This is a genomic window from Brachybacterium sp. GCM10030252, assembly GCF_042666535.1.
In the GTDB taxonomy this organism is placed as follows: Bacteria; Actinomycetota; Actinomycetes; order Actinomycetales; family Dermabacteraceae; genus Brachybacterium.
The window spans coordinates 162,100-185,604 of sequence record NZ_JBHTDM010000009.1 but is presented as its reverse complement, the minus strand read 5'-3'; the positions used below and the strand labels follow the sequence as shown (position 1 = coordinate 185,604).

General features: G+C 72.2%; 22 protein-coding genes. 10 read left to right on the top strand and 12 right to left on the bottom strand.

The genetic code is table 11. The features are described from left to right. Positions 1–7: 7 nt before the first annotated feature. The 3 genes from ACFQRJ_RS09470 to ACFQRJ_RS09460 are packed head-to-tail and all read left to right on the top strand — an operon-like array spanning position 8 to position 5,713. Positions 8–3,244, top strand: a complete 3,237-nt coding sequence (locus ACFQRJ_RS09470) for a DEAD/DEAH box helicase (protein ID WP_377018777.1) — start codon at positions 8–10, stop codon at positions 3,242–3,244. Between the two features lie 10 nt (positions 3,245–3,254). Then, positions 3,255–4,061 carry an SWIM zinc finger family protein gene (locus ACFQRJ_RS09465; RefSeq protein WP_377018776.1) on the top strand — a complete coding sequence of 269 codons (807 nt, stop codon included), beginning with the start codon at positions 3,255–3,257 and terminating at the stop codon, positions 4,059–4,061. Positions 4,062–4,066: 5 nt separating this feature from the next. Continuing rightward, positions 4,067–5,713, top strand: coding sequence for a serine hydrolase domain-containing protein (locus ACFQRJ_RS09460; protein ID WP_377018775.1), 1,647 nt, complete (start codon positions 4,067–4,069; stop codon positions 5,711–5,713). 21 nt (positions 5,714–5,734) lie between these two features. Here ACFQRJ_RS09460 and ACFQRJ_RS09455 read toward each other — a convergent pair whose 3' ends face one another. Further along, on the bottom strand, positions 5,735–7,186 hold the full coding sequence (locus tag ACFQRJ_RS09455; protein ID WP_377018774.1) for a serine/threonine protein kinase: 1,452 nt from the start codon (positions 7,184–7,186) through the stop codon (positions 5,735–5,737). A 73-nt stretch (positions 7,187–7,259) separates the two neighbouring features. Between ACFQRJ_RS09455 and ACFQRJ_RS09450 the strand changes: the two genes are divergently transcribed. The 3 genes from ACFQRJ_RS09450 (at position 7,260) to ACFQRJ_RS09440 (ending at position 9,830) form a co-directional block, all read left to right on the top strand. After that, entirely contained in the window at positions 7,260–7,529 is a 270-nt protein-coding gene (locus tag ACFQRJ_RS09450) for a hypothetical protein (protein WP_377018773.1), read from the top strand. Next, entirely contained in the window at positions 7,526–8,395 is an 870-nt protein-coding gene (locus ACFQRJ_RS09445; RefSeq protein WP_377018772.1) for a hypothetical protein, read from the top strand. The genes ACFQRJ_RS09450 and ACFQRJ_RS09445 overlap by 4 nt, the downstream gene beginning before the upstream one ends. A 205-nt stretch (positions 8,396–8,600) precedes the next feature. Then, entirely contained in the window at positions 8,601–9,830 is a 1,230-nt protein-coding gene (locus ACFQRJ_RS09440) for an alkaline phosphatase family protein (protein WP_377018771.1), read from the top strand. Between the two features lie 49 nt (positions 9,831–9,879). On the opposite strand, the gene ACFQRJ_RS09435 is transcribed toward ACFQRJ_RS09440, so the two are convergent. The 3 genes from ACFQRJ_RS09435 to ACFQRJ_RS09425 form a co-directional block, all read right to left on the bottom strand. Beyond that, positions 9,880–10,458, bottom strand: a complete 579-nt coding sequence (locus ACFQRJ_RS09435; protein WP_377018770.1) for a hypothetical protein — start codon at positions 10,456–10,458, stop codon at positions 9,880–9,882. Between the two features lie 22 nt (positions 10,459–10,480). Next, on the bottom strand, positions 10,481–11,338 hold the full coding sequence (locus ACFQRJ_RS09430; protein WP_377018769.1) for an alpha/beta hydrolase fold domain-containing protein: 858 nt from the start codon (positions 11,336–11,338) through the stop codon (positions 10,481–10,483). Positions 11,339–11,412: 74 nt separating this feature from the next. After that, positions 11,413–12,723 carry an MFS transporter gene (locus tag ACFQRJ_RS09425; RefSeq protein ID WP_377018768.1) on the bottom strand — a complete coding sequence of 437 codons (1,311 nt, stop codon included), beginning with the start codon at positions 12,721–12,723 and terminating at the stop codon, positions 11,413–11,415. Between the two features lie 134 nt (positions 12,724–12,857). Between ACFQRJ_RS09425 and ACFQRJ_RS09420 the strand changes: the two genes are divergently transcribed. After that, complete coding sequence (locus ACFQRJ_RS09420; RefSeq protein WP_377018767.1) at positions 12,858–14,825, top strand: solute carrier family 23 protein; 1,968 nt, start codon at positions 12,858–12,860, stop codon at positions 14,823–14,825. 54 nt (positions 14,826–14,879) lie between these two features. Here the strand turns inward: ACFQRJ_RS09420 and ACFQRJ_RS09415 are convergent, their stop codons facing one another. From ACFQRJ_RS09415 to ACFQRJ_RS09405, 3 genes are all read right to left on the bottom strand, one after another. Then, positions 14,880–15,713 (bottom strand): SDR family oxidoreductase, encoded by an 834-nt coding sequence (locus tag ACFQRJ_RS09415; protein ID WP_377018766.1) that lies wholly within the window; start codon positions 15,711–15,713, stop codon positions 14,880–14,882. Further along, entirely contained in the window at positions 15,710–15,988 is a 279-nt protein-coding gene (locus tag ACFQRJ_RS09410; protein ID WP_377018765.1) for a hypothetical protein, read from the bottom strand. The genes ACFQRJ_RS09415 and ACFQRJ_RS09410 overlap by 4 nt, the downstream gene beginning before the upstream one ends. 71 nt (positions 15,989–16,059) lie before the next feature. Then, a complete protein-coding gene (locus ACFQRJ_RS09405) occupies positions 16,060–16,395 on the bottom strand; it encodes a DUF3140 domain-containing protein (protein WP_377018764.1) in 336 nt (111 codons plus the stop codon). 229 nt (positions 16,396–16,624) lie between these two features. Here ACFQRJ_RS09405 and ACFQRJ_RS09400 point away from each other — a divergent pair, with 229 nt between their 5' ends. Further along, positions 16,625–17,062 carry an OsmC family peroxiredoxin gene (locus ACFQRJ_RS09400; protein ID WP_377018763.1) on the top strand — a complete coding sequence of 146 codons (438 nt, stop codon included), beginning with the start codon at positions 16,625–16,627 and terminating at the stop codon, positions 17,060–17,062. Positions 17,063–17,119: 57 nt separating this feature from the next. Here ACFQRJ_RS09400 and ACFQRJ_RS09395 read toward each other — a convergent pair whose 3' ends face one another. Beyond that, positions 17,120–17,698, bottom strand: coding sequence for a YetF domain-containing protein (locus ACFQRJ_RS09395; RefSeq protein WP_377018761.1), 579 nt, complete (start codon positions 17,696–17,698; stop codon positions 17,120–17,122). A gap of 108 nt (positions 17,699–17,806) precedes the next feature. On the opposite strand from ACFQRJ_RS09395, the gene ACFQRJ_RS09390 reads away from it, so the two are divergent. Both ACFQRJ_RS09390 and ACFQRJ_RS09385 read left to right on the top strand, forming a co-directional pair. Further along, positions 17,807–18,367, top strand: a complete 561-nt coding sequence (locus tag ACFQRJ_RS09390) for an NADPH-dependent FMN reductase (protein WP_377018760.1) — start codon at positions 17,807–17,809, stop codon at positions 18,365–18,367. Between the two features lie 22 nt (positions 18,368–18,389). Continuing rightward, positions 18,390–19,313 (top strand): hypothetical protein, encoded by a 924-nt coding sequence (locus tag ACFQRJ_RS09385; protein WP_377018759.1) that lies wholly within the window; start codon positions 18,390–18,392, stop codon positions 19,311–19,313. Positions 19,314–19,324: 11 nt separating this feature from the next. On the opposite strand, the gene ACFQRJ_RS09380 is transcribed toward ACFQRJ_RS09385, so the two are convergent. The 4 genes from ACFQRJ_RS09380 to dnaB form a co-directional block, all read right to left on the bottom strand. Next, complete coding sequence (locus tag ACFQRJ_RS09380; RefSeq protein WP_377018758.1) at positions 19,325–20,914, bottom strand: cation acetate symporter; 1,590 nt, start codon at positions 20,912–20,914, stop codon at positions 19,325–19,327. Continuing rightward, positions 20,911–21,282, bottom strand: a complete 372-nt coding sequence (locus ACFQRJ_RS09375; protein ID WP_377018757.1) for a DUF485 domain-containing protein — start codon at positions 21,280–21,282, stop codon at positions 20,911–20,913. Before ACFQRJ_RS09375 ends, ACFQRJ_RS09380 begins: the two co-directional genes overlap by 4 nt. Positions 21,283–21,405: 123 nt before the next feature. Further along, positions 21,406–21,882 (bottom strand): hypothetical protein, encoded by a 477-nt coding sequence (locus tag ACFQRJ_RS09370; RefSeq protein WP_377018756.1) that lies wholly within the window; start codon positions 21,880–21,882, stop codon positions 21,406–21,408. Between the two features lie 147 nt (positions 21,883–22,029). Beyond that, positions 22,030–23,406, bottom strand: a complete 1,377-nt coding sequence (gene dnaB, locus ACFQRJ_RS09365) for a replicative DNA helicase (protein ID WP_377018755.1) — start codon at positions 23,404–23,406, stop codon at positions 22,030–22,032. Between the last annotated feature and the right edge of the window lie 99 nt (positions 23,407–23,505).

Genomic DNA, 23,505 nt, shown 5'->3' with positions numbered 1-23,505 from the left:
GGTGATCATGCCCGTCCGCCGTCTGCACCTCGTCGTCGACGAGGACCTGGGTCCCGCCCTGTGGGTGCGCGAGCAGACCGGGCCCGGCCGCTCGAAGGCGCTCGAGGATCTCTCCGGGCTGCGCGATGAGGCCCCGGCCGACCTCTCCGACGCCCTGGCGGAGGCCCCCGACCGGCTGCGGCACCGGATACGCATCCCCGGCCGCGACGGCCATCGCCGGGTCCCCGCGCTGCCGCTGGCCGGCCCGTCCCTGACCGCCCTGGTCGGTGCGGTGACCGAGCTGCTGAGCGGTCGCTTCGGGGACGAGCTCGTCGACCGCCTCAGCGCGCTGATCGGCGAGGGTGCCGCTGCGAGGCTCGACGAGAACCTGGTGGCCATGCCCGACCTGATCGCCGCGGCGCTGCTGGATCTGCAGGCGCGCCGCCTCGTCGCCGAGCGCCAGCTCCGGGTCCGCGCCGCCGAGCGGTTCGGCCGGCCCGTGCTGGAATGGCGCGCCCCCGAACGGGAGGCGTCGCCGATGCTGCACGCCCTGGTCGACGGGCACGCGCGGGCGGCCTTCGCCGCGCACGTCCAGAACCTCGAGCACCCGCCGCACCCCCACGCCTCGGATGCCGATGACCGCTTCGGGGTGCTGGCGGCCCTCGCGGCCGACGGCGACCTCGAGGCCGACCTGCCGGCCCGGCGCCGGATCACTGCGGCCTTCGATGCCTTCGTCGAGTCGGGGCGGCCGGGCGTGAGGCTCCGCTCGAGCGACAGCGACGTGGTGGTGCGCCTGTTCGAGCCGCCCGTCGGCACGGCCTGGCCGCTGGAGACCTGCCTGCGCGAGGCCGACGGCACCGTGCATCCCGTCGCCGACCTCCGAGCCGTCGGCGACCTCACCACGTCCGGGGCCGCCGAGGCCTCCGCCGCCGTGATGCGCGAGGCCCCGACGGTGCGGGACGCGGCGGTGGACGAGACCGGCGTGGGCTGGCTGCTGACCACCGCCCAGGCCGGGGCCTTCCTCGCCCACGACACCCCGGCGCTCGAGGACGCGGGGATCACCGTGCTGCTGCCGCGGGACTGGACCAAGCAGCGCACCACCGTGCGCCCCCAGGCGGATGAGGACGCGGCAGCCGAGGGTGAGCGCAAGGCCTCCGGCATCGGCCTGGACGCCATGGCCACGTTCCGCTGGCGCGTGGCCGTCGGCGAGACCGAGCTGACCGAGGCGGAGATGGAGGAGATCAGAGAGGCCCAGTCGGAGCTGGTCCAGCTGCGCGGGAAGTGGGTGCGGCTGGATCCCACCACGCTCCGCGCGGCCGAGCGCTTCCTGGACGCCTTCACGGCCGGCACCCGCGGTCGGCGCCGGCAGAACCGGGAGGACGGCACGCCCCCGAGCGCCGGCGCAGCCCAGCGGGCACCTGCCGCAGGCCCCGCCGGGACTCCGCCGACCCTGCCGCCGCCCCCCGCGGACGACCCGTCGGCCCCCGCCGAGATCTCCGGGCAGGCGCCGTGGATGGAGATCTTCTCCATGCTGCTCTCGCCCGAGGCGGCCGACGTCGACTTCGGCGTGCAGGCGCTGGTGGCCGGCGGCCGCGAGGGTCTGGCACGGCTCCTGCCCGGCGGCAGCGGCGCCTATCCCCACCCTGCGCCGCGGACCCTGGATGCCACCCTGCGGCCCTACCAGCTCGACGGGCTGAACTGGCTGTGGGCGCTGGACCGGCTCGGCCTCGGCGGGATCCTCGCCGACGACATGGGCCTGGGCAAGACGATGCAGGTCCTGGCGCTGCTGTGCCGGGAGCGGGAAGGGACCGGCCCCCTGCGGCCCGACGACGCACCCTCGGCCCCCGACACCGCCCCGGCGCCTGCGGCGGGCACCGTGGGCCCGACGCTGCTGGTGTGCCCGATGTCCGTCGTCGGGGCCTGGCAGCGGGAGGCGGCGACCTTCGCCCCGCACCTGTCCGTCCACGTCCACCACGGCGGAACCCGGGTGCGCGATGAGTCCTTCGTCGCCGGCGCCGCGGACCTCGACCTGGTCATCACCACCTACTCGCTGCTGGCCCGCGACCAGCCGGTGCTCTCGGCCGTTCCCTGGCACCGCATCGTGTTCGACGAGGCGCAGCACGTGAAGACCCCGGGCACGCAGGTCACCCGCGCCGCCCGCGCGCTGCAGGCCCCGCACCGCCTGGCCATGACCGGCACCCCCGTCGAGAACAAGCTGGCCGACCTGCACTCGCTGATGGAGGTCGCCAACCCCGGCCTGCTCGGCACCGCCACCAGCTTCCGCGACCGCATCGCCAAGCCCATCGAGGAGGAGGGCGACGAGGCGGCCCTGCGCCGGCTGAAGTTCGTCACCTCCCCCTTCATCATGCGCCGCGTGAAGACGGACCGCTCGATCATCAAGGACCTGCCGGACAAGAGCGAGCTGACCCGGGTGGTGAACCTGACGCCCGAGCAGGCCGGGCTGTACCAGGCACTGGTCGACGAGCTCCTGGACCAGCTGCGCGACGCCGACGAGAAGACCCGCCGCACCCTGGTGGTCTCGACCATCACCCGGCTCAAACAGGTCTGCAACCATCCGGCCCACTACCTCGGGGACGGCTCGCCCCTGCTGCGCGAGGGGCAGCACCGCTCCGGGAAGCTCGAGCTGGTCGACGACGTGCTGGAGACGGCCTTCGCCGACGGGGAGAAGGTGCTGCTGTTCACGCAGTTCACCACCTTCGGCCACCTGCTGGTCCCGTACTGGCAGGAGCGCTTCGCCCACCTGGGCCTGGACGTGCCCTTCCTCCACGGCGGGGTCTCCAAACGCGACCGCGACGACATGGTCTCCGAGTTCCAGGCCCACCGCGACCGTCCCGGCCTGATGCTGCTCAGCCTCCGCGCCGGCGGCACCGGGCTCACCCTCACCGCCGCCAACCACGTCGTCCACCTCGACCGCTGGTGGAACCCGGCCGTGGAGAACCAGGCCACCGACCGTGCCTTCCGCATCGGCCAGCGTCGCGACGTCAGCGTGCACAAACTGGTCAGCGCCGGCACGGTCGAGGAGAAGATCGACACGGTCCTGACCGACAAGCAGACCCTGGCCGACCTCACCATCAGTCCCGGGGAGGACTGGCTGGCCTCCCTCGACGACGACACCCTGGCCGACATGCTCTCGCTCAGCGGGGACGAGCTCGGGACGGCCGACGGGACCGACGGAGGCGACGGGACCGACGGAGCCGACAGCGGCGACGGGACCGACCTGGCCGACCGAGGCGAGCGACCGTGAGGACCCCGCGATGAGCATCAGACTGACCTCGCGCCGCGGCGCGATCGGCAGGAACTGGCACGCCGCCGCCCTGCGCGACGCGGCCGAGACGATCCTCGGCGTGGGCCGTGCCGGCAGCGGCAAGGCGGACGCCCGTGCCGGCCGCGTGCAGTGGCTGGACATCGAGACCGGCATCGCCCGCGGCGACGTCCTCGACGCCGACGGCCACCTCTACCAGGCACGCGTGGACCTCCCTCCGTTCAGCCCCGCGGACCGGGAAGCCTTCGTGCAGGTCGCCCGCACCCGCCCGGACCTGCCGACGCGCCTAGCAGGTGGCGAGTACCCCCAGGACCTGGAGGCGGAGCTCGCCCACAGTGAGGTGTCCCTGCTGCCCCGCGGCGCCTCCGAGCTCTCCCACGACTGCTCCTGCCTGGACTGGCCGGGACCCTGCCGTCACGTCGCGGCACTGGTCTATGTGCTGGTCGAGGAGGTCGACGAGCGGCCCGTGCAGCTGCTGACCCTGCGCGGCCTCGCCCTCGAGGACCTGGTCCCCCCGGCCGGCGGGCGGAGCCCCGCGGCGGCGGGGCCGACGGGGCCGACGGGGCCGACGGGGCCGACACGACCCGAGGACCAGAGCGGTCCCGGTCCGGCGAGCGGGCCGGAGGACCCGAGCACGCCGGAGAACGGGGACGGTCCCGCCGCGCGCGGTGGCTTCGACCCGGCCCGCATGGACCCGGCGCTGCTGTCCGAGGTGATCGGCGAGGCGCCGGCGGCGGCCATCGCCTCGTTCTACCGTGCCGGCGCCGCCCCGAGCGACCAGCCCTCGGCCATAGAGTGAGGATCATGCCTGCCACCTTCCCCGCCTCCGCCTCCGCCTCCGCTGCTGCCACCCCGTCCGTCGCCTCCGCGGCCGACATCGTCCCGGAGCACGTCAGCGCAGAGATCGCCGCCCTGTTCGACGAGGCCGTCGCCCGGCACCGCACCGCCGGGGTCACCTGGGCGCTCATCGGCGGGCACGGCCACAGCCGGGCCGTGCTGGCTCACGGCGCGGCCGGGCACCGGGAGCTCGCCGAGGGCCACCCCGCGCCCGGCTCCGCGCCCATGGACCGCGGCACCATCTCCCGGATCGCGTCGATGACCAAGTCGTTCACCGCCGCGACCGTGCTCGCGCTGCGGGACGAGGGACGACTGCGCCTGGACGATCCCGTCGCCCAGTACGTCCCCGAGGCCGACGGGGCCTTCGAGACCGGTCCCGACGACCCCGAGGTCACCGTGGGCCACCTGCTGACGATGAGCGCGGGCCTGGTCACCGACAATCCGTGGGGCGACCGCCAGGAGGCCCTGACCCGCGAGGAGTTCGCAGAGATCCTGCGGGCCGGCCTCGGTCACGTCCACCGCCCCGGCACCGGGTTCGAATACTCCAACACCGGGTACGCACTGCTGGGCCGCGTGATCGACGAGGTCACCGGCTCGGACTACACCACCGAGATCCGCCGCCGCTTCCTCGACCCCCTGGGCCTCGCCAAAACCGCCTTCGAGGCCGCCTCGATCGACACGGGACGCCTGGCCACCGGGCACCGGGTCGGCGACCGCAGCGACGCCACCCGCTTCGAGCCCGTGCCGCTGGACTCCCCCGGCGTGTACGGCGCGATGGCCGGCCTGTTCTCCACGGTCGACGACGTGGCGACCTGGGTGCGCTTCCTGGCCGCGGCCGACGCCCCGGGCGAGGCCACCCCGGCCGGGGAGCCGGCCGCACCCCCGCTCTCGCCCGCCTCCCGCCGCGAGATGCAGCAGCTCCAGCGCCACCAGCCGCTGGCGCCCCTGCCCGCCGGGGAGGATGGACGCTCCCCCGGTTTCGACCGGGTGCGCGGCTACGGGCTCGGCCTCGTCGTCGAGCAGTTCCCCGACCTCGGCGAGGTCATCTCCCACTCCGGCGGCTACCCCGGCTACGGCTCGTTCATGGTGTGGCACCGCGCCTCCGGCGTCGGCGTCGTGGCGCTGGCCAACAGCAAGTACGCCCCGGCCACGCCGTTGTCGATGCAGGCCCTGCGCCTGCTGCAGCGCGAGGTCCCGGAGCTGCTCGCCCCGCCGCGGAAGACCGCCTCGCGCCAGACCCTCCGGGCGGCCGCCGCCGCGGTGGACTGGCTGCGCACCGGCGACCCCGCTGCCGCGGACACGGCAGGCACCGCGGAAACGGCGGAGACGGAGCATACGGCGGATATCTGGTTCGCCGGGAACATGGACCTCGACAGCACCCGCGCCGAGCGCCGCCGGCGCCTGGAGGCGGCCCTGGCCGCAGCCGGCCTGGACCACAGCGCCCTGGAGCTGCTGCGACCGGACAACGCCACGGTGCTCAGCCGTGCCCAGCTGCGCTGGACCCTGCGCGGCGCCTACGACGGTGCGCCCTCGGTGCGGATCGATCTGCTGACCGATCCGCGACGCGAGGCCCTCGTGCAGTCGCTCGACGTCACCACGGTCGCCGCCGGCTGAGAGCGGCCGGCGGGTCGCGCCTCAGGTGAAGACGTACCCGTCGCCGTCGTCGGCCTGCGTGCAGGAGAGGTAGGCGCCGTCGGCCGTCATGGCGATGACGCCTTCGTCCTCGGCGAGGCACTCCTGGCCGGGTTCGACCTCGGCGAAGGCGGAGTCGATGTCGCTGACCGGGGCGGCGGCACCACCGGCGGCACCACCGTCGGGACGGAAGACCACCACCAGCGTGACCGCCACGATGACCCCGAGGATCACCGCCGCGGCGACGCCGAGGCCGACCGCGAGCAGGGTGCTGCGGTTGGTGCCGCCGGGCCCGGTGGCCGTGCCCGTGGCCGTGGTGGTCCCGGTGGCCGTGCGCGCCGGGGAGGAGACGGTGCCCTGGCGAGTGCTCTGCGGTGCCCCCTGCGGCCCGTGTCCGGGCGGCGTGTGCTGCTGGGCTCCGCGCTGCGGCTGCGGTCCGCGCTGCGACTGGGGCGGGGTGCCGTGAGCGCCCGCTCCCCGCGGTCCGGTCTGCGGGGACGCCGAGCCGGAGGAGAAGCCCTGCTGGACCCGGCCGGCGCGGATCGCCTCCATGGAGGAGGTCGCGACCTGCGGGGCGGGCCGCTCGGGCCGGGCGGCACCGGGCGCGTTCTCGGGCAGGGGTTCCAGGGTGTCCTGGAACTCGAGCGGGGTGCCGTCGGCGTGGGTGAGCGGATAGCCGCGGGGCACGCGCGGGAGGTCGCGGCGCACGGCGTCGGCGCTGGTATAGCGCTCCTCCGGCTGCGCGGCGACCAGTCTGCGGATCACGGCGGACAGCTTCGGGGTGACGCCGCGCAGGTACTGGGAGAGCTCGTCGGGCCGGAAGGCGCCGTCGTGCAGCTTGATCGGGCCGTTCAGCGCGACGAGAGCGACCACGCCGGCGGCGTACAGATCGTGCGACGGTGCGGGCTCGGCCATCGAGAACAGCTCCGGGGCCATATAGCCGGGGGTGCCGTTGACCATGCCCACGTGGGTGAAGCGCACGTCGCTCTCGTGCACGGCGATCCCGAAGTCCGCCAGACGCGAGACGGGGAAGGCGCGACCGCGCGGCTCGAACATGATGTTGGCGGGCTTCACGTCGCGGTGGATCCAGCCCTCGGCGTGCACATGGGAGAGGCCGTCCAGCAGCTGGTCCAGGATGACCGCCACGGCGGGCTCGGCGAGCTTGCCCTTCTTCTTGACCACCGACTCGAGGGTGCCGCCCGAGACCAGCGGCATCGCGATGACCACATGCTCGTCCTCGGCGCCCCAGCCGTACGGGGTCAGCAGATGGGGGTGGTCGAAGGTGACGCCCTTCTCGCGCACGAAGCGCATGAGGTCGGCCGAGTCGCGCTGGCGCAGCACCTTGGCCGCGCACAGCTCCTGGGTCTTCGAATCCCAGGCGCGCCAGACGGACCCCGAACCGCCCTTGGCGATCAGGTCGATCAGCGCGAAGCGCCCGACAATCACATCAGCCATAACCCGCTCAGCATAACGGCCGCCCGAATGCGGACGTTATGCTGGCCACCTTCAGCGACCGGAGGGGAATGACGTGGGCCTGGCAGCACCGCTCGAGGATGACCCGATCTGGGACCCGGTCGCCTTCTCCTGGCCCCTGATCGGAATCCTGCTGGCCATCACCGTGCTGCTGACCATCGGTTTCGTCGTGTGGACGGTTCTGCAGCCCGACGAACCCGATCATGACACCAGCGGACTCGTCGACAAGGCCACCCGCCGCGACCGGGAGCAGGCGCGCACCATCCACCGCCGGCTCGATGCGGACTCCGGTCGCGCGGACACCTCCGAACCCGAGCTCAGGTGACCTTCCCACAGGAGCCCGTGCGGCGCCGCGACCTCACCCGTCTGCTCGCCATTCCCGGGGCGGCGCTGGCGACCCAGGCCACCGCGTGCAGCGGCCCCTCCCCGGTACCCACCTCGAGCGACATCGCCCGGGACCCGCTGGCCGAGCTCGACCCCGAGAACTGGGACGCCCGCACCGCGGAGGAGGTCCTGGCCCTGCCGGTCCACACGCCTGACCCGGCACCGTCGCAGTGGGACGAGCTCGGCACCGACGACGCCGCGCTCGATCCAGCCCGAGCAGCTCTGGTCGACTTCGTCCGGGAGGCGTACCTCTCCCCCTCCGCGCTGCGCGGACTGGACGACGACGCCGCACTGGAGCACATCATCACCGCCACGCCCGAGTACTGGGTCGAGGATCTGGAGACGGCGTGGAACGACGGCGGGCGCCACTTCTACGCGTTCTCGCCCGCTGAGCGGTACCGCACCGTCGGCCGGCCGGCGATCGCCGCCGACTGGTTCCGCGGGGAACGGGAGGACCTGCCCGTGCTGATGCTCGGCAGCACCGTGGCCTGGACCGTCCTGGACACCGACAGCCATGCCGTCGGCGTGATCGCCTACCGGCTCGGGATCGTCGCGACCATCGAGTCGGACGGCTCGGCGAGCGAGGCGACGCTCCGCGTGACGGTGCACGGCCTGGACGGCTGCGCCACCACGGACGAGGGCGGCCTGCCGGTCCCGGCGCTCGCCGACAGCGAGGAGCATCAGGCGGCCCAGAAGGCCACGATGGACAATGTCATCGCCTCCCCGCGCATCCCTCGGGACGCTCTGCTGGACGACCACTCCGCGCTCTTCGAGGGCCGCAGCTCCACCAACGTCGTCTGCGAGTGAGGGGCCGGGCGCCGAAGCACGCGCGGCAGCGTCCGCACACGCTGTTCACCTGGACGTGGCCGCACGCTCACCCCCGCCTTGCGCCCCGGAAAGGCGCCGGCCGTACGGTTGCGCGAACATCGATCCAGCGCATCACCCGCGCCGCTGTCCGACTCACGCCACGTCGACCCAGCAGCGCACCGACCGCACGGAGGGGAGGAGGCCCATGCCCGCCGGCCGCACCCTCGTCCTCGCCGTGGACGGCCTCGACGAGCACGACATCGGCGCCCTCACCGACGGGACGGGACCGATCGCCGCTGCGACGCCGCTGCGGATCCGCCCGGGCGGCCCCTCGGAACCTGCGCCCGCACTGACGAGCCTGGTGACCGGGGCGTCGGTCGCCCACACCGGGGTGGCCACGCAGGCGCCCTTCCGACCGGACCGCCCCGATCGCCGCTCCACCTGGTACGCCGAGGCGGTCACCGCTCCCACGCTGCTGGAGACCGCGCAGGAGCTCGGTCTCGTCACGGCCGCCCTGCAGTGGCCCGCGACCGCCGGCGCCTCCCTCGACCTCTGCCTGCCGCTGGTCGAGGACCTGGGCCGTTTCCGCAACCGGTGGGAGATGACCGAGCAGACCAGCTCCCCGCGGATGGTCGCCGAGCATCTCCGGGCACGCCGCGAGGCCGGTGTGCAGCTCTCCCAGGTGCCCCCGGACGAGCTGGTCGCCGAGATCGCCGCCGAGTGCTGCCACGGCGGCCGTCTCGATCTGCTGGCCGCGCGCCTGACCGGGCTGGGGATCGAGCGCCGCTCCTCGGGACTGGAGACGCCGGCGACTGCTCGTGCGCTGGTGGACACCGTCGATGCCATCGCCCGGATCGTGGACGCCTTCGCGCCCGATGAGGACGACCGCATGGTGCTGGTCCCGGGTCGTCCGCTGGTGCCGACGGCACTGCTGGTCCATCCCAACGCGGTCCTGGCCGCTCAGGGGCTGGCCGAGACCGAGGGCACGCAGCTGGCGGGTTTCCGTGCCCTGGTGTGGCCCGACGGCCCGCGGGGCGTGCTGCACGTGCGCCGCGAGGAGGGCCCCGTGGTGCGGGACGCCGCGATCGGCGCCCTCCGCGAGATCAGCGAGCACACCCGGCTGCAGCTGAGAGAGGTCGACGACGGGGTGGGGGCCACCACGGAGACCGACGTCATCGCCGTGCTCGAGGGCACCCCGGGCACGGTGTTCGGGCTCTCGGCGACGCACCGCCCGCTGGTCGAGGGCGATGATCCCTATTACGCGGGCCCGCGGGCGGTCTCCGACCCGTCGGCACCGGTGACGGCCCTGGCCGCGGGGCCGGGGCTGCCGTCCTCTCCCGCGGACGGGTCCTGGGCCGATCTCGGCGTGACCCTCGCGAGAGCACTCGGAGCCCCGCTTCCGGGCGCGACAGCGCACGGCATGTGCCCCGCCTGAGGACCGGACCCCGGTTCTCCGCGGCGCCTGCCCGAGCCGTCGTCGGGCCTCAGCGCACCCTGGGCACCCGGGCACGCGTCCAGCCGCGAACCGCCTCGAGCGCACGGCGCAGCGGGCCGGGCGGAGGACCGGCCAGCCGGTCGCGCAGCTCTTCGAGCGCGGGCGCGTGGTGGACGATGTGGTGCGTGCCGTCGTGCAGTGCGGGGTGGGCGCTGCGCGTCGTCAGCTCCCCGGCGGAGACCTCGACCGCGAAGGCCACCCGCACCTGGTGGGCGCCGTCGCCGTCCAGGACGACCTCGAGGCTGTCGACGGCGACGGCGAGATCCGCGGCGATGTCGGCGCGCAGCCGCTCGATCGCCGCATCGAGGCGCGCGGAGGTGGGCTCGTCCTCGCGCACGGAGGCGTTCAGCGGGATCGAGACCAGATTCCCGCCGACGTCGGTGATCGCGTCGATGACCTCGTGGATCCCGCTCTCGCGCCCCTGCTCGCGCACGGTCACCTGCTGGACGACGATGCGCAGGGTGCCCTCGGAGCTGTGCGGCGTCACCAGATCTCGGATCATGGCGACGGCTCTCGAGCTGCCGTCCCAGGTCACATGGTCATCTACCAAGTGGTCGCCTCGCGTCATGGGCACCAGGTTAGCGCGTACCTCAGGTGGCGGCGGGGTGCCTCAGGCAGGCGTGGGCGGCCTCGATCTGCGAGCGGCGTCCGGTCTGCGCGGCGGGGCCGTCGCCGTGGATGGCCGGGTCGTGGCCGGCGCCGGGGATCTCGAGGTAGGTCGCGGTGCCGCCGGCGTCGGTGATCGCGGCGTGCAGACGCCGTGAGTCCTCGACCAGGTAGTCCTCGGCGCCGGTGACCAGGTGGACCGGCGGCAGTGCGCCGAGCTCTCCGTGCAGCGGGCTGATGCGCGGGTCCTCCGGGGGCACGCCGCGGGCGTACAGCCGGACGGCGGTGCGCAGGTCCGCAGCGTGCTCGTCGTCGTGTCCGTCCTCAGCGCCCTCCGTGCCCGCGGGCCGGCGAGCGGTGGGAGTGAGGTCCGCCCACGGGGATTCCAGCAGCAGCAGAGCCGGGGCATCCGCGCCGGCGTGGATCAGCGAGTGGGCGGCCGCGAGCGCGAGCCCGCCCCCGGCGCTGTCGCCCGAGAGCGCCCAGCGGCCCGGACGCAGCAGCGACTCCCGGCCCATCGCGTCGATCGCGCCGAGGACGTCGTCGAGAGCCGCCGGGAAGGGGTACCGCGGAGGCAACCGGAAGTGCACCATCGCGGTGGCCGCGCCGGCACGCCGGCCGACCTCCTCCAGCCAGCCCCAGTGGTTCGGGCTCTCGCCGTACAGGTGGCCGCCGCCGTGCAGGTGCACGATGGTCGAGGCCGCGGCACGGTCGGCGTCGATCCAGGTCACGGGCACGCCCTGGTGCTTGCGCCGCTGGACCCGGGCAGGGGCCGCGACGGCGCGCGGGGGCAGGGTGGGCCGCTGGGAGGCGAGGATGCGCAGCGCACGGACGATGCTCATGGGAGGCATCCTGTCACGAAAACGGCGGATGCTCAGGTTCTGACCGGCGCTGATCCGCTGCGCTCGGGCAGCTCTCAGGCGGAGATCTCGTCGTCGACCATCCGGGGCCGGGCGGCGCGGTGGCCGACCACGCCCAGCAGCACGCCGCTGGCAGCCATCATCGCCAGCAGCGCGGGGATCGAGCCGGTGGCATCGAGCAGCGCGCCCGCGATGATCGGCCCGATCGCGGCGAGGATGTAGCCGTAGGGCTGGACCATGCCGGACAGCCGCGCGGTCACCAGCGGGGACCGGCTGCGCAGGGGGATCAGGGTCAGCACCGTCGGGAAGGCGAAACCGCCCACCCCCAGCACGCAGGCCCACAGCAGCGGGCTCACGGCCGGCGCCAGCCACAGCCCGAGATAACCGATCGCGGTCAGCGCGCCGAAGCCGGCCGCGATCCACGGCAGGTGCCGGGAGCGGTCGACCACCACGGGCATCACCAGGCCGCCGACGACGCCCCACGCCAGGACCACCGCCATGATCACGCCCGCTCTCATCGGGGAGATCCCGGCCGATGTCAGCACCTGCGGCAGGAAGCCGAACTGGGTGTAGACGTTCGTGGACTGCAGGCCGAACATGACGGTCAGGGCGATGGCCGTCGGCGAGCGCAACAGGGAACCGCGCAGCTCGCCCGCCGGTGACGGCGGCGGGAAGTCGTGACCGGTGCGGACCAGGACGAGCACCCAGATCACCACGGGCACCGCGGCGAGCATGCCCCAGAACTGCAGGGACTCGCGCCAGCCCTCGGCGCCGGGACCGGCCAGCGGCACGGACAGACCCGCTCCGGCCGCGCCGCCGAGCGCGAGCATCATGCTGTACAGCGTCAGCAGCGTCACCGTGCGCGCGGCCCCGTGCTGCTTGATCCACGCGGGCACCACCACGTTGCCCAGCGCCGGGCCCACCAGGGCCAGCAGCGACAGGATCAGGAACAGGGCGAAGGCATCGACCGTCGGCCGCAGCAGCAGGCCGAGGGTGGCCAGCACGAAGGAGGCCATGACCGTTCCGGTCAGGCCCAGCACGCGCGAGATGGGCACGGCGAGGGCTCCGAAGACGCCGAAGGCGAGGCAGGGCAGCGCGGTCAGCAGCCCGGAGGCGGTCGCGCCCTGGTCGTAGGCGGCCTCGACGTCGCCCATCAGGGGTCCCAGCGAGCTGGCGCCGGGCCGGAGGTTCAGCGCGACCAGGCTCACCGCGAGGACGGCGAGCAGGCCGCCGACGGCGGTCGCGCGCGTGGCGCGGGCCGAAGCCGGGCCGTCGGGCGCGGGCGAGAGGGATCCGGTGCTCTGCGGGGAGGCTCCGGCGGAGGTCGTCGAGGAGGCGGGGGCGGGATCCGACGGGGTGGTGCTCACCGCACCGTCCTACAGGTTCGGGCCCGGCCGCGGCCAGCACGTGATCCGGAGATCACGCTGCGGGCCCTACTCTGGTGCGCGGCCCGATCGCCCCGTCGGCCGCTCCCTCGCCCAGGACCCGCAAGGACAGCTCCATGACGCCCGACCCCGCCTCCGCTCCCGGCTTCGGCTCGGCCTCCGCCACCGCGGCCCCCGCCTCTCCTCGCCGGCATCCCGTCGACCAGGTCCCCGCGCCCGGCCGCCTCGCCGTGCTCTCCGTCCAGCACGTGCTGGCCTTCTACGCCGGCGCGGTGATCGTGCCGCTGCTGATCGCCTCCGGGCTGGGCCTGACGGCCGAGCAGACCATCCACCTCATCAACGCCGACCTGTTCACCTGCGGCATCGCGACGCTGATCCAGTCGGTGGGCTTCTGGAAGATCGGGGTGCGCCTGCCGATCATCCAGGGCGTGACGACCACGGCGGTCAGCCCCATCATCGCGATCGGCCTGACCGCGACCGGTGGGGAGGGCGGCGCCGAGGGGCTGCCGATGATCTACGGGTCGATCATCGTCGCGGGCCTGTTCACCTTCCTGGCCGCGCCGTACTTCGCGAAGATCCTGCGGTTCTTTTCGCCGGTGGTGATCGGCACCGTGCTGACCACGATGGGCATCACCCTGCTCGGCGTCTCCGCCGGGGACATCACCAACCAGGCCGACGGGGTCCCCGCCACCCGCGACGTGCTCTACGCCCTGGGCACCCTGGCGATCATCGTGCTGGTCCAACGCTTCTTCCGCGGCTTCCTGGGCACCATCGCGGTGCTGCTGGGCCTGGTGATCGGCACCGCGGTCGCACTGCTGCTGGGCGACACCTCCTTCAGCGGCGTCACCGAGGCCTCCGCCTTCGGCGTCACCACGCCCTTCTACTTCGGCGTCCCCACCTTCTCGCTGACCGCGATCCTCTCGATGATCATCGTCATGCTCATCACCATGGTCGAGACCACCGGGGACGTGTTCGCCGCCGGGGAGATCGTCGGCAAGCGGATCCGCCCGCGCAGCATCAGCGCGGCGCTGCGGGCAGACGGCGCCTCGACCCTGCTGGGCGGGATCCTGAACTCCTTCCCCTACACCTGCTTCGCCCAGAACATCGGCCTGGTGCGGCTGACCCGCGTGAAGTCCCGCTGGGTGGTCGCCGGGGCAGGCGTGCTCATGATCGTCCTGGGCGTGCTGCCGAAGGCCGGCGCCGTGGTCGAGGCGATCCCGGCCCCCGTGCTCGGCGGGGCGTCGCTGGCGCTGTTCGCCTCGGTGGCCCTGGTCGGCATCCAGACCCTGTCGAAAGTCGACCTCACCGACAACCGCAACTCGGTCATCGTCGGCACCTCCCTGGGCCTGGCGATGCTGGTCAGCTTCAAGCCCGACGTGGCCGCCGTGTTCCCCACCTGGGCGCAGACCTTCGTCTCCTCCGGCGTGAGCGTCGGCGCGATCACCGCGATCATGCTGAACCTACTGTTCTTCCACCTCGGGCCCCAGCACGGCTCGAACGTCGCCACCACCGCCGCCGGCGAGCGGATCGGGATCGACGACGTCAACGACATGGACCGCGAGGCGTTCGTGGCCACGTTCGCCTCGCTGTTCAACGGCGCGACCTGGCCGCTGGAGCGGGCCTGGGAGTCCCGCCCCTTCGCCGATGCCCCGGCGCTGCGCGCCGCCCTCGAGGACGCCGTGCTGACGGCCGGCCGCGAAGAGCAGGACGCCCTGGTGGCCGCCTACCCGGACATGGCCACGCTGGTCACGGCCGACGAGGAGGAGGCCGGCGCCATCAGTCAGGACGTCGGCTCCTTCGCCCTGGAGAACCTCTCCGACGGGGACGTCGAGGAGGTCCGCGAGCTCTCGGCCCGCTACGAGGAGCGGTTCGGTCTGCCGTTCGTGGCGTTCCTGGGCCGCACCGACTCGTTCCGCCAGATCATCGAGGACGGCGTGCGCCGCCTGGACCATTCGCGCGAGCAGGAGCGCCGCGTCGCCCTGACGGAGGTCGTCGAGATCGCCGGGGACCGTTTCGGCATCATGGTCGCCGACGCCAACCCTGTCGGCACCGCCTGGGCCCGGAAGTTCGACTCGCTGCAGTGAGCTGGAGCGGGCCGCGCTCGGACGGGGCCGCGCCCGCACGGGGCGGTGGTCGCCTCAGGGGCGGCGCCAGTCGTCGCCCTGCAGGTGGGAGCCGGCCATCGGCCCCATGGTGAGCATCCCGCCGTCGACCACCCAGGACTGGCCCGTGACATAGCCGGCGTCGGGTCCGGCGAGGAAGGCCACGGTGGCCGCGATCTCCCGGGCGTCGCCCGGGCGGGAGACGGGGATGCCGGGGCGGTGCTTGTCCTCGAGCACGCTCTCGTCCTCCTGTCCGGTCATCTCCGTGGCGATCTCCCCGGGGGCGACCGCATTGACCGTGATGCCGTGCTCGGCCAGCTCGAGCGCGGCCACCTTGACCAGCAGGCCGAGCCCGCCCTTGGCCGCGCAGTACGGGCCCGCGCCCACGCGCGGGGCGTGCTCGTGCACGGAGGTGATGGCGATGATCCGGCCGCCGCTGCCGGCCTCGACCATGCGGCGGGCGGCGGCCTGGAGGCAGCTGAACGCCCCGTCGAGGTCGACGGCGACGACGTGGCGCCAGGTCTCCAGATCCATGTTCAGCAGCAGCTGCGAGGTGCCGGTGCCGGAGCTCATGACCAGGGTGTCCACCCCGCCCATGGTCGTCGCCAGGTCATCGACGACCGCGGCTCCGGCGGCGGGGTCGGAGAGGTCCAGACGGCGCACGTGGGCCAGGGCCCCGGCGGCCTCGACCTCCCGAGCGGTGCCCTGGGCGCCCTCCTCGTCCTGGTGCCAGGTGATGCCGACCTGACGATCCGGGCCGGCCAGGGCCACCGCGGTGGCCCGGCCGATGCCGGAGTCCGATCCGGTGACGATGGCGCGGCGCGGCTCGAAGGCGGCGGAGCCGCCCGTCGGCGCCGGGGTCGCGCTCATCGCGAAACCAGCTTGAAGAAGGTGCTGTCCTCGCCGTCGGCCTGCTCCTGCTGATACAGGAAGGCGAGGTTCTGCTGGTCGAACTTCGCGAACCAGTCGTCCCAGCTGACGTGCTCCAGCTGCTCCTCACCGGTCCCGCCGGGGAAGTCGATGCGCAGCACGCCGACGTCACCGGAGTCGCCGGTGCCCTTGACCCCGGCCGGGGTGCCGTCGTGCTGCTCGACCCACCGGCGGATCTCGCCGTGGTCGGTGGTGGTGATGCTCTGCGATGCCATGGGTCTCCTCCTCGAGGGTGGTTCGTGGTGCAGGGGGAAGGTGCGCTTCGGACGGGTCGGAGTCGGACGGGTCAGAGAGGCTTCAGCGGATCGTGGCCGATCGACATCAGCCCGCGCCGCCAGCCGTCGTCGCCCGCAGTGGGTTCGGGATCCTCTCCGCGCTGGGTGCGGATGGTCTCGACGGTGCGTCGCATGATGTCCGCGTCCTCGCCGGTGAGGTCGGTGCGACGCTTGCCGAGCACATCCAGCACGCCGCGCGAGAGCGGCCGGCCGGCCTGGTCGGGGAACGTCTCCGTGCTCTCGCCGGCGCCTTCCGTGGCGAGCCACTCGCGCAGCTCCGCGGAGGTCATGTTCACCAGGCTGTGGAACTCCTGCCACAGCTCCTCGTCGACGACGGATTCGGCCATGTCCGATCGCCTCCTCGTCTGCTCGCCCTGTGGTGCACACCACGGTCGTCCGCGCGGCAGGGAGCGTCAAGATCGACGGGCGAACCTCGACCGGGTGGTCCGCGACATCGCCGTCCGGATCGGGCCCCGGAGCCATCACCAGGGCCATCGACGCGTCCGGCGGACGGCGCTAGCGTGGGCGATGCACGCCCTCACGCACGTGATGGCGACGTCTGATGGAGGAGAAGACATGCCGAACACGATCATCAGCACGGCGAGCACCACCTGGCAGGGGGACCTGCCCTCCGGCAACGGCACCACCACCCTCGAGACCTCGCAGCTGGGCAGCTTCCCGGTGAACTGGAAGGCCCGCGCCGAGGAGAGCGGGCAGGGCACCACCTCGCCCGAGGAGCTCATCGGCGCCGCTCACGCGACCTGCTTCGCGATGGCGCTGACCAACGGCCTCGGCGAGAACGGGACCCCGCCCACCACGGTCGAGACCTCCGCGGCGGTCTCCTTCAACGTCGGCGAGGGCGGCATCCTCGGCATCGAGCTGACGGTCACCGCCGAGGTGCCCGGCCTCGAGGACGCCGACTTCCAGCGCCTCGCCGAGGACGCGAAGAAGAACTGCCCCGTCTCCCAGGCGCTCTCCGGCGTCGACATCACGCTGACCGCGAAGCTGGCCTGACCGCGATCCCGGCCTGACCGAGAACCCGGCCTGACCGAGACGCCGGCCGCAGCCCGCTCATCCCCCGGTCTCCTCATGCAGGAGGGATCGGGGGATGCTGTCGGCTCCGCGGACGTCCTGGACCAGACGCCGGTCGATGGACTCGCCGCGGCGCACGATCGTCAGGGCCCCGCGAGGCTCGAGAATCACCAGGTCCGCGTCCTGGACGCAGTGGAGACCTGCCCGGCGCAGCAGGGTCAGCAGCTGCTCCTCCTGGACGCCGAGATGCCGCAGCCGCCACGGCAGCACGTGGCCGTGGATCATCACCACGCTCGCCTGCGGGCCGTGCAGCGCGAAGGTGCGCGCCAGCCCGCTGCGCAGCCGCCCCAGGGTGAACTCGAGCAAGAGCAGGGTCGCGACCGCGACCAGGCCCCCGGCCAGCGTCGGCGACTCCCCCAGCATGGCGCGGGCGAGCAGTGCGCCCAGCAGCGCCATCACCGAGAAGCTCAGCACCGAGGGGTTGGCCGTCAGCCGCTGGCCCCCGATCTGCAGGATCAGCGCATAGAGCACGTACAGCACGGCGGTGGAGATCAGCACACCGAGCAGTCCGGAGCCGGTGATGCCGACCTGGGTCCACAGCTGGTGAAGGAATTCCATCCCTCCAGTCTCTACCCGATGCCGCCCGCCGGGGCGGCATGGCACGATCTTCGTGGACGCGCCGCGGCGCCGCCACCCCACGAAGGAGCGCCCCACGAAGGAGACAGCATGAAGCTCGGCATCATCATCGGTTCGGTGCGCGATGGGCGAAAGGGCGGCCGGGTCGCCGAATGGCTCGCCCCGATCGCCCGCGACCGCGCGAGCGAAGCAGCCTTCGAGGTCATCGATCTCAAGGAGTTCGACCTGCCCATCCTCACGTCGGCCACGGTGCCGGGCGCCGCCAGGAAGCAGTACGAGGACGAGCGGGTCCAGCGCTGGTCCGCCGCGATCGACGACTGCGACGGCTTCGTCTTCGTCACTCCCGAGTACAACCACGGGGTCCCGGGCGCCTTCAAGAACGCCTTCGATTCGCTCGGCACCGAGTGGAGCGAGAAACCCGTCGCGTTCGTGTCCTACGGCGCGGACAAAGGCATCCGCGCGGTCGAGCAGTGGCGCACGATCATCTCCAACTTCCACATGATCGACGTGCGCACGCAGCTGGCCCTCTCGGTCTTCACGGACTTCGGCGAGGACGGCACGTTCGCTCCCTCCGAGTCCGCCGCGAAGAAGGCCGGTGCCCTGGTCGATGACCTGGTCAAGGCCACTTCGCGAATCATCGCGACCCGCTGAGCCCCGAGCCCCGAGTCCTTCCATGCAGCCGATCCCGCGCTACTGGGCCACCGCCGACGAGGTCGTCACCTTCCCCGGCCGCGGGGAGTTCGCCCTCACGATCCGAGGCTCCTCCGACCTCTCGCAGGAGGACGCCCAGCGCGATGCCCGCGCCAGGCTCCAGCGGCTCGTGGCCGCCGGTGGGCCGGGGGCGCTTCGCGGCGATCTGGAGTACTACCCCGATCGCCGCCTGCCCGAGGAGCTGCTCGAGGAGGTCCGCTCCCCCGACGGCGAGCTGATCGCCGCCATCACCCGCAACCGGTACGGGGCCGCGGTGCTGAACACGGACGCCGTGCTGATCAGCGACGTCGATCTGACGACGGGCTCTGAGATGTCCTCCCGCCGGCGCGGCCGGGGCGGCCTCCTCTCGCGTCTGTTCGGTGGCGGCCGAGATGGGGCCGGCGCCGAGGAGGATCCCGACGCGTACGGCCTCCCGGACCCCGGGGCCCGCGGTGAGGAGCATGCTCGGATCCTGCAGGTGATCGCCGACTTCAGCGTCCGCCATCCCGAACTGGGGATGCGTACCTACCGCACCCGCAACGGCTTCCGCCTGCTGGTCACCGGCAGCGGCGCCGAGCCCGGCAGCGAGCGGGCCCGGCAGCTGATGAGTGAGCTCGGCAGCGACCGGCTGTACGTTCTCCTGTGCCGTGTCCACGACTCGTACCGGGCACGGCTGACGCCGAAGCCGTGGCGGATCACGGTGGACCGCCTGGAGTCGCTGTCGGCCCGGTCACCGCGGGACCAGGAGTATCGGCGCTGGGTCGAGCGCTACGACGCCGCCTCCCGCGACTCGGCCGTGTGCCGGCTGCTGGAGACCGCAGGCCCTGCCCCGACCGCGCGGGAACAGCAGGTGATCGAGCTGCACGACCGGGCGGTGGGGGCGAGCTATGGGCTGCGGCTGGCCTGAGTCCGCCAGGGTCAGTGCGTGACGGTGGCCTTCTCCGAGCCGGCGCCCGTCATGGAGCGCACCTCCATCTCGGCGTGCTTGAGGTCGTTGCGCTCCGAGGAGGTCACCGACCCGAGCCAGCCGAGGAAGAAGCCCAGCGGCACCGTGATGATCGCCGGGTTGGACAGCGGGAACCACGCGAAGTCCAGGCCGGGGATCATCGCCGTCTCTGATCCGGAGACCACCGGGGAGAACGTGATGAGGAACAGCGCGCTGAACAGGCCGCCGTAGATGCTCCACACCGAACCGCGCGTGTTGAACCGCTTCCAGTACAGGGTGTAGAGGATCGAGGGCAGGTTGGCGCTGGCCGCCACGGCGAAGGCGAGCGAGACCAGGAATGCCACGTTCTGCTCGGCCGCGAGGATGCCGCCGACGATCGAGACGCCGCCGATCACGAGCGCCGTGCGCCGGGCGACGGTGACCTCCTTCTGGGGGTCGGCCTGGCCGCGCTTGATCACGCCGTTGTAGATGTCGTGCGCGAACGACGCGGAGGCGGTGATCGTCAGGCCCGCCACCACCGCGAGGATGGTCGCGAAGGCCACCGCGGAGATGATGCCCATCAGGGCGGTCCCGCCGACGGCGTAGGCGAGCGCCGGGGCCGCGGAGTTCGAGCCGCCCGGCAGCGCGTCGATCGTGTCCACGCCCACCATGTAGGCGGCCCCGAACCCGAGCACCAGGGTGCACAGGTAGAAGAAGCCGATCAGGGCGATCGCCCAGACCACCGAGCGCCTGGCCTCCTTCGCGGTGGGCACCGTGTAGAAGCGCATCAGCACGTGGGGCAGTCCGGCGGCACCGAACACGAGCGCGATCGCGAGGGAGACGAAGCCCAGCTTGGTGGCGCCGGAGGTGCCGTACTGCAGCATCGGATCGAGGATCGCCTGCCCCTCCGGGTGGTTCTGGACGGCCTGTCCGAGCAGGGCGGAGAGGTTGAAGCCGTTCAGCGCCAGGATCCACACGGTGGTGACGCCGACGGCGGTGATCAGCAGGACGGCCTTGATGATCTGCACCCAGGTGGTGCCCTTCATGCCCCCGATCAGCACGTAGGCGATCATCACGACGCCGACGACGGCGATCACCATCGACTGACCCACGCGGCCCTCGATGCCGATCAGCAGGGACACCAGGGCCCCGGCGCCGGCCATCTGCGCGAGCAGGTAGAAGAACGTGATCGCCAGGGTGGAGGTGGCGGCGGCGGTGCGCACCGGCCGTTTCTGCATCCGGAAGCTCAGCACGTCGGCCATCGTGTACTTGCCGGTGTTGCGCAGCGGCTCCGCCACCAGCAGCAGCGCCACCAACCAGGCGACGAGGAAGCCGACCGAGTACAGCAGACCGTCGTACCCGTAGAGGGCGACGGCCCCGACGATGCCGAGGAACGAGGCGGCCGAGAGGTAGTCACCGGCGATGGCGATGCCGTTCTGGCGTCCGGAGAAGGCGCGGCCGCCGTGGTAGAAGTCCCCGGCCGATGTGGTCGTCTTCGAGACCCGCACCACCACGACCAGGGTGATGATGACGAAGGCGAGGAAGATCGAGATGTTCAGGATCGGATTGCCCATGTCGTTCATTCGGTGCCCTCCAGCTCGCCACGGATCCTGCTGGAGATCGGATCCAGCGACTTGTTGGCGTGGCGGATGTACGCCCACGTGATGAGGAAGGTCATCAGGAACTGGCTGAACCCGAAGATCGTGCCGAGGTTCAGGTATCCGACCACCTGGATCGACATGAATCCCGTGGCGTAGGTCGACAGCAGCACGTAGCTCAGGTACCAGACGAGGAAGGCGATCGTCATCGGGATGGCGAAGCCGCGGAAGCTGCGGCGCAGCTGCCCGAACTCCTCGGACTCCTGGACGGCGAGGAACTGCTCGGCAGTGGGGGTGAGGGGCTCGTCGGGATCCGGCACAGGGCCGGGAGTCCCCTGGGGAGAGGAGGTCACAGGCACAACTCCTTCGTTCTGCGGTGATGCCAGGCCGGTGCGAGCAGCACCGGACTCAGGCTGACCGTAGCACCTGTGATGGCCACCACAATAGGAACCTGGGATCTGGTCGGCCCGCGACCGCTACGGAGACGACAGCTTCTCCTGCGCGTCGCGGAGCAGCCCGGGCGCGAGACGGCGGTGTGCCATGGACAGGGGGCTCCACACCACAGGCCCGGCGCGGCCGGTGTAGTCCATCACCGTGGTGAGCGTGACGTGCAGGGCGTGGGTCCGCACCAGGAGATGGCAGGTGAGGAAGGGCGAATGCGCCTCGAGACGGATCGTCTCGTGATTCCGCTCGGCGACGACGAACCCGGCGACTACATCCGGCGACGGCCCCGGTTCCAGCCGCAGACGCAGGAGGCCCCGGAAGATGACTCGCTCCCCGGTATCGGGGATGTCCCCGAACATCGCCCGTGCCCAGGACTCGGCGCTCGCGCGCGGCGGGACGTCCAGCTCGAGAGCGAACTCGTCGGCGTATCCGGGCGCAGCGACCGGCACCGCGGCCAAGGAAGCCCGCGGGACTTCGTGCACTCCGACCGCGGCGGTGACGGCGCCCATACGGCCACCGCATCCCCACGACCGCCGTCAGCGCGCCTCGAATCGGGGTCGCTGCTGAGAATCCGCGGCACGCGTGCCCGTTCCACGGTTCTGTGTCAGCGCAGAGACGTTTCCGGGGACCGGGGCGCCTGAACCCGGCGCGGCACCTCAGCCGCTGAAGCCGCCGGTGCCGGCCATGTCCTTGAACCGCGAGTAGTGGCCTTCGAAGGCGACCGGGATCGTCTTGGTGGCACCGTTACGGTGCTTGGCGAGGATGAGGTCGGCCTCGCCGGCGCGGGCGGACTCCTTCTCGTAGTAGTCCTCACGGTGGATCAGCACGATGAGGTCCGCGTCCTGCTCGATCGAGCCGGATTCGCGCAGATCGCTCATCATCGGGGTCTTGTCCTGGCGCTGCTCGCTGCCACGATTCAGCTGCGAGATCGCGATCACGGGCACCTCGATCTCCTTGGCCAGCAGCTTCAGGGCACGGGAGAACTCCGAGACCTCCTGCTGACGGGACTCGACCTTCTTGCCCGAGCTCATCAGCTGCAGGTAGTCGATGACCACCAGACCCAGGTCGTGCTTCTGCTTGAGCCGGCGGCACTTCGCACGGATCTCCATCAGGGACATGTTCGCGCTGTCGTCCATGAACAGCGGGGCGTCGGCGATGCGGCTCATGGCGCGGGCCATGGCCTGCCAGTCGCGGTCGTCCATCGAGCCGTCGCGCATGCGATTCATCGGAACCTGCGACTCGGCCGAGAGCAGGCGCATCGTGATCTCGGTCTTGTCCATCTCCAGCGAGAAGATCACCGAGGCCTTGCCATTGTGGATGGAGGCGGAGCGCAGCACGTCCATGCCCAGCGTCGTCTTACCCATCGCGGGACGGCCGGCGAAGATGATCATCTGCCCGCCGTGCAGGCCCTGGGTGAGCTCGTCGAACTCCGCGAACCCGGTGGGGATACCGGTGACCTGACCACCGCGGTTCTGGGTGGCCTCGATCGTGTTCAGGGTCTCGTCGATCACCTCGCCCAGCGGCACGAAGTCCTCGCTCTGACCGCGCTCGGTGACCGCGTAGACCTGGGCCTGAGCCTCGTTGATGACCTCGTCGACCTCGCCGCCGTCGGCCGCGTAGCCGAGCTGGACGATGCGGGTGCCGGCCTCCACCAGGCGGCGCAGGGTGCCGCGCTCGACGACGATCTCGGCATAGAAGCCCGCGTTGGCGGCGGTGGGGACCATGTCGATGAGGTCGGCGAGATAGGCGCCGCCGCCCACGCGCTGCAGCTCGCCGCGCTTGGAGAGCTCGTCGGAGACGGTGACCAGGTCGGCGGGCTCGCCGCGGCCGTACAGGTCGATGATCGCCTCGAAGATCATCTCGTGCGCAGGGCGGTAGAAGTCACTGCCGCGGACGGTCTCCACGACGTCGGCGATCGCGTCCTTGGACAGCATCATCCCGCCGAGAACGCCGCGCTCGGCAGCGAGGTCCTGGGGCGGGGTGCGCTCCAGGCCGCGGTCCGGTCCTGCTTCATAAGCCTCAGTGGATGTCACCGAGCCAGTGTAGGAACACCGGCGGACGCCGGGCGACGTGACATCGATCGGGGTGTGGATTCACATGCGGTGTGGAGGAACGGGGCAGGCCGCGTCCGG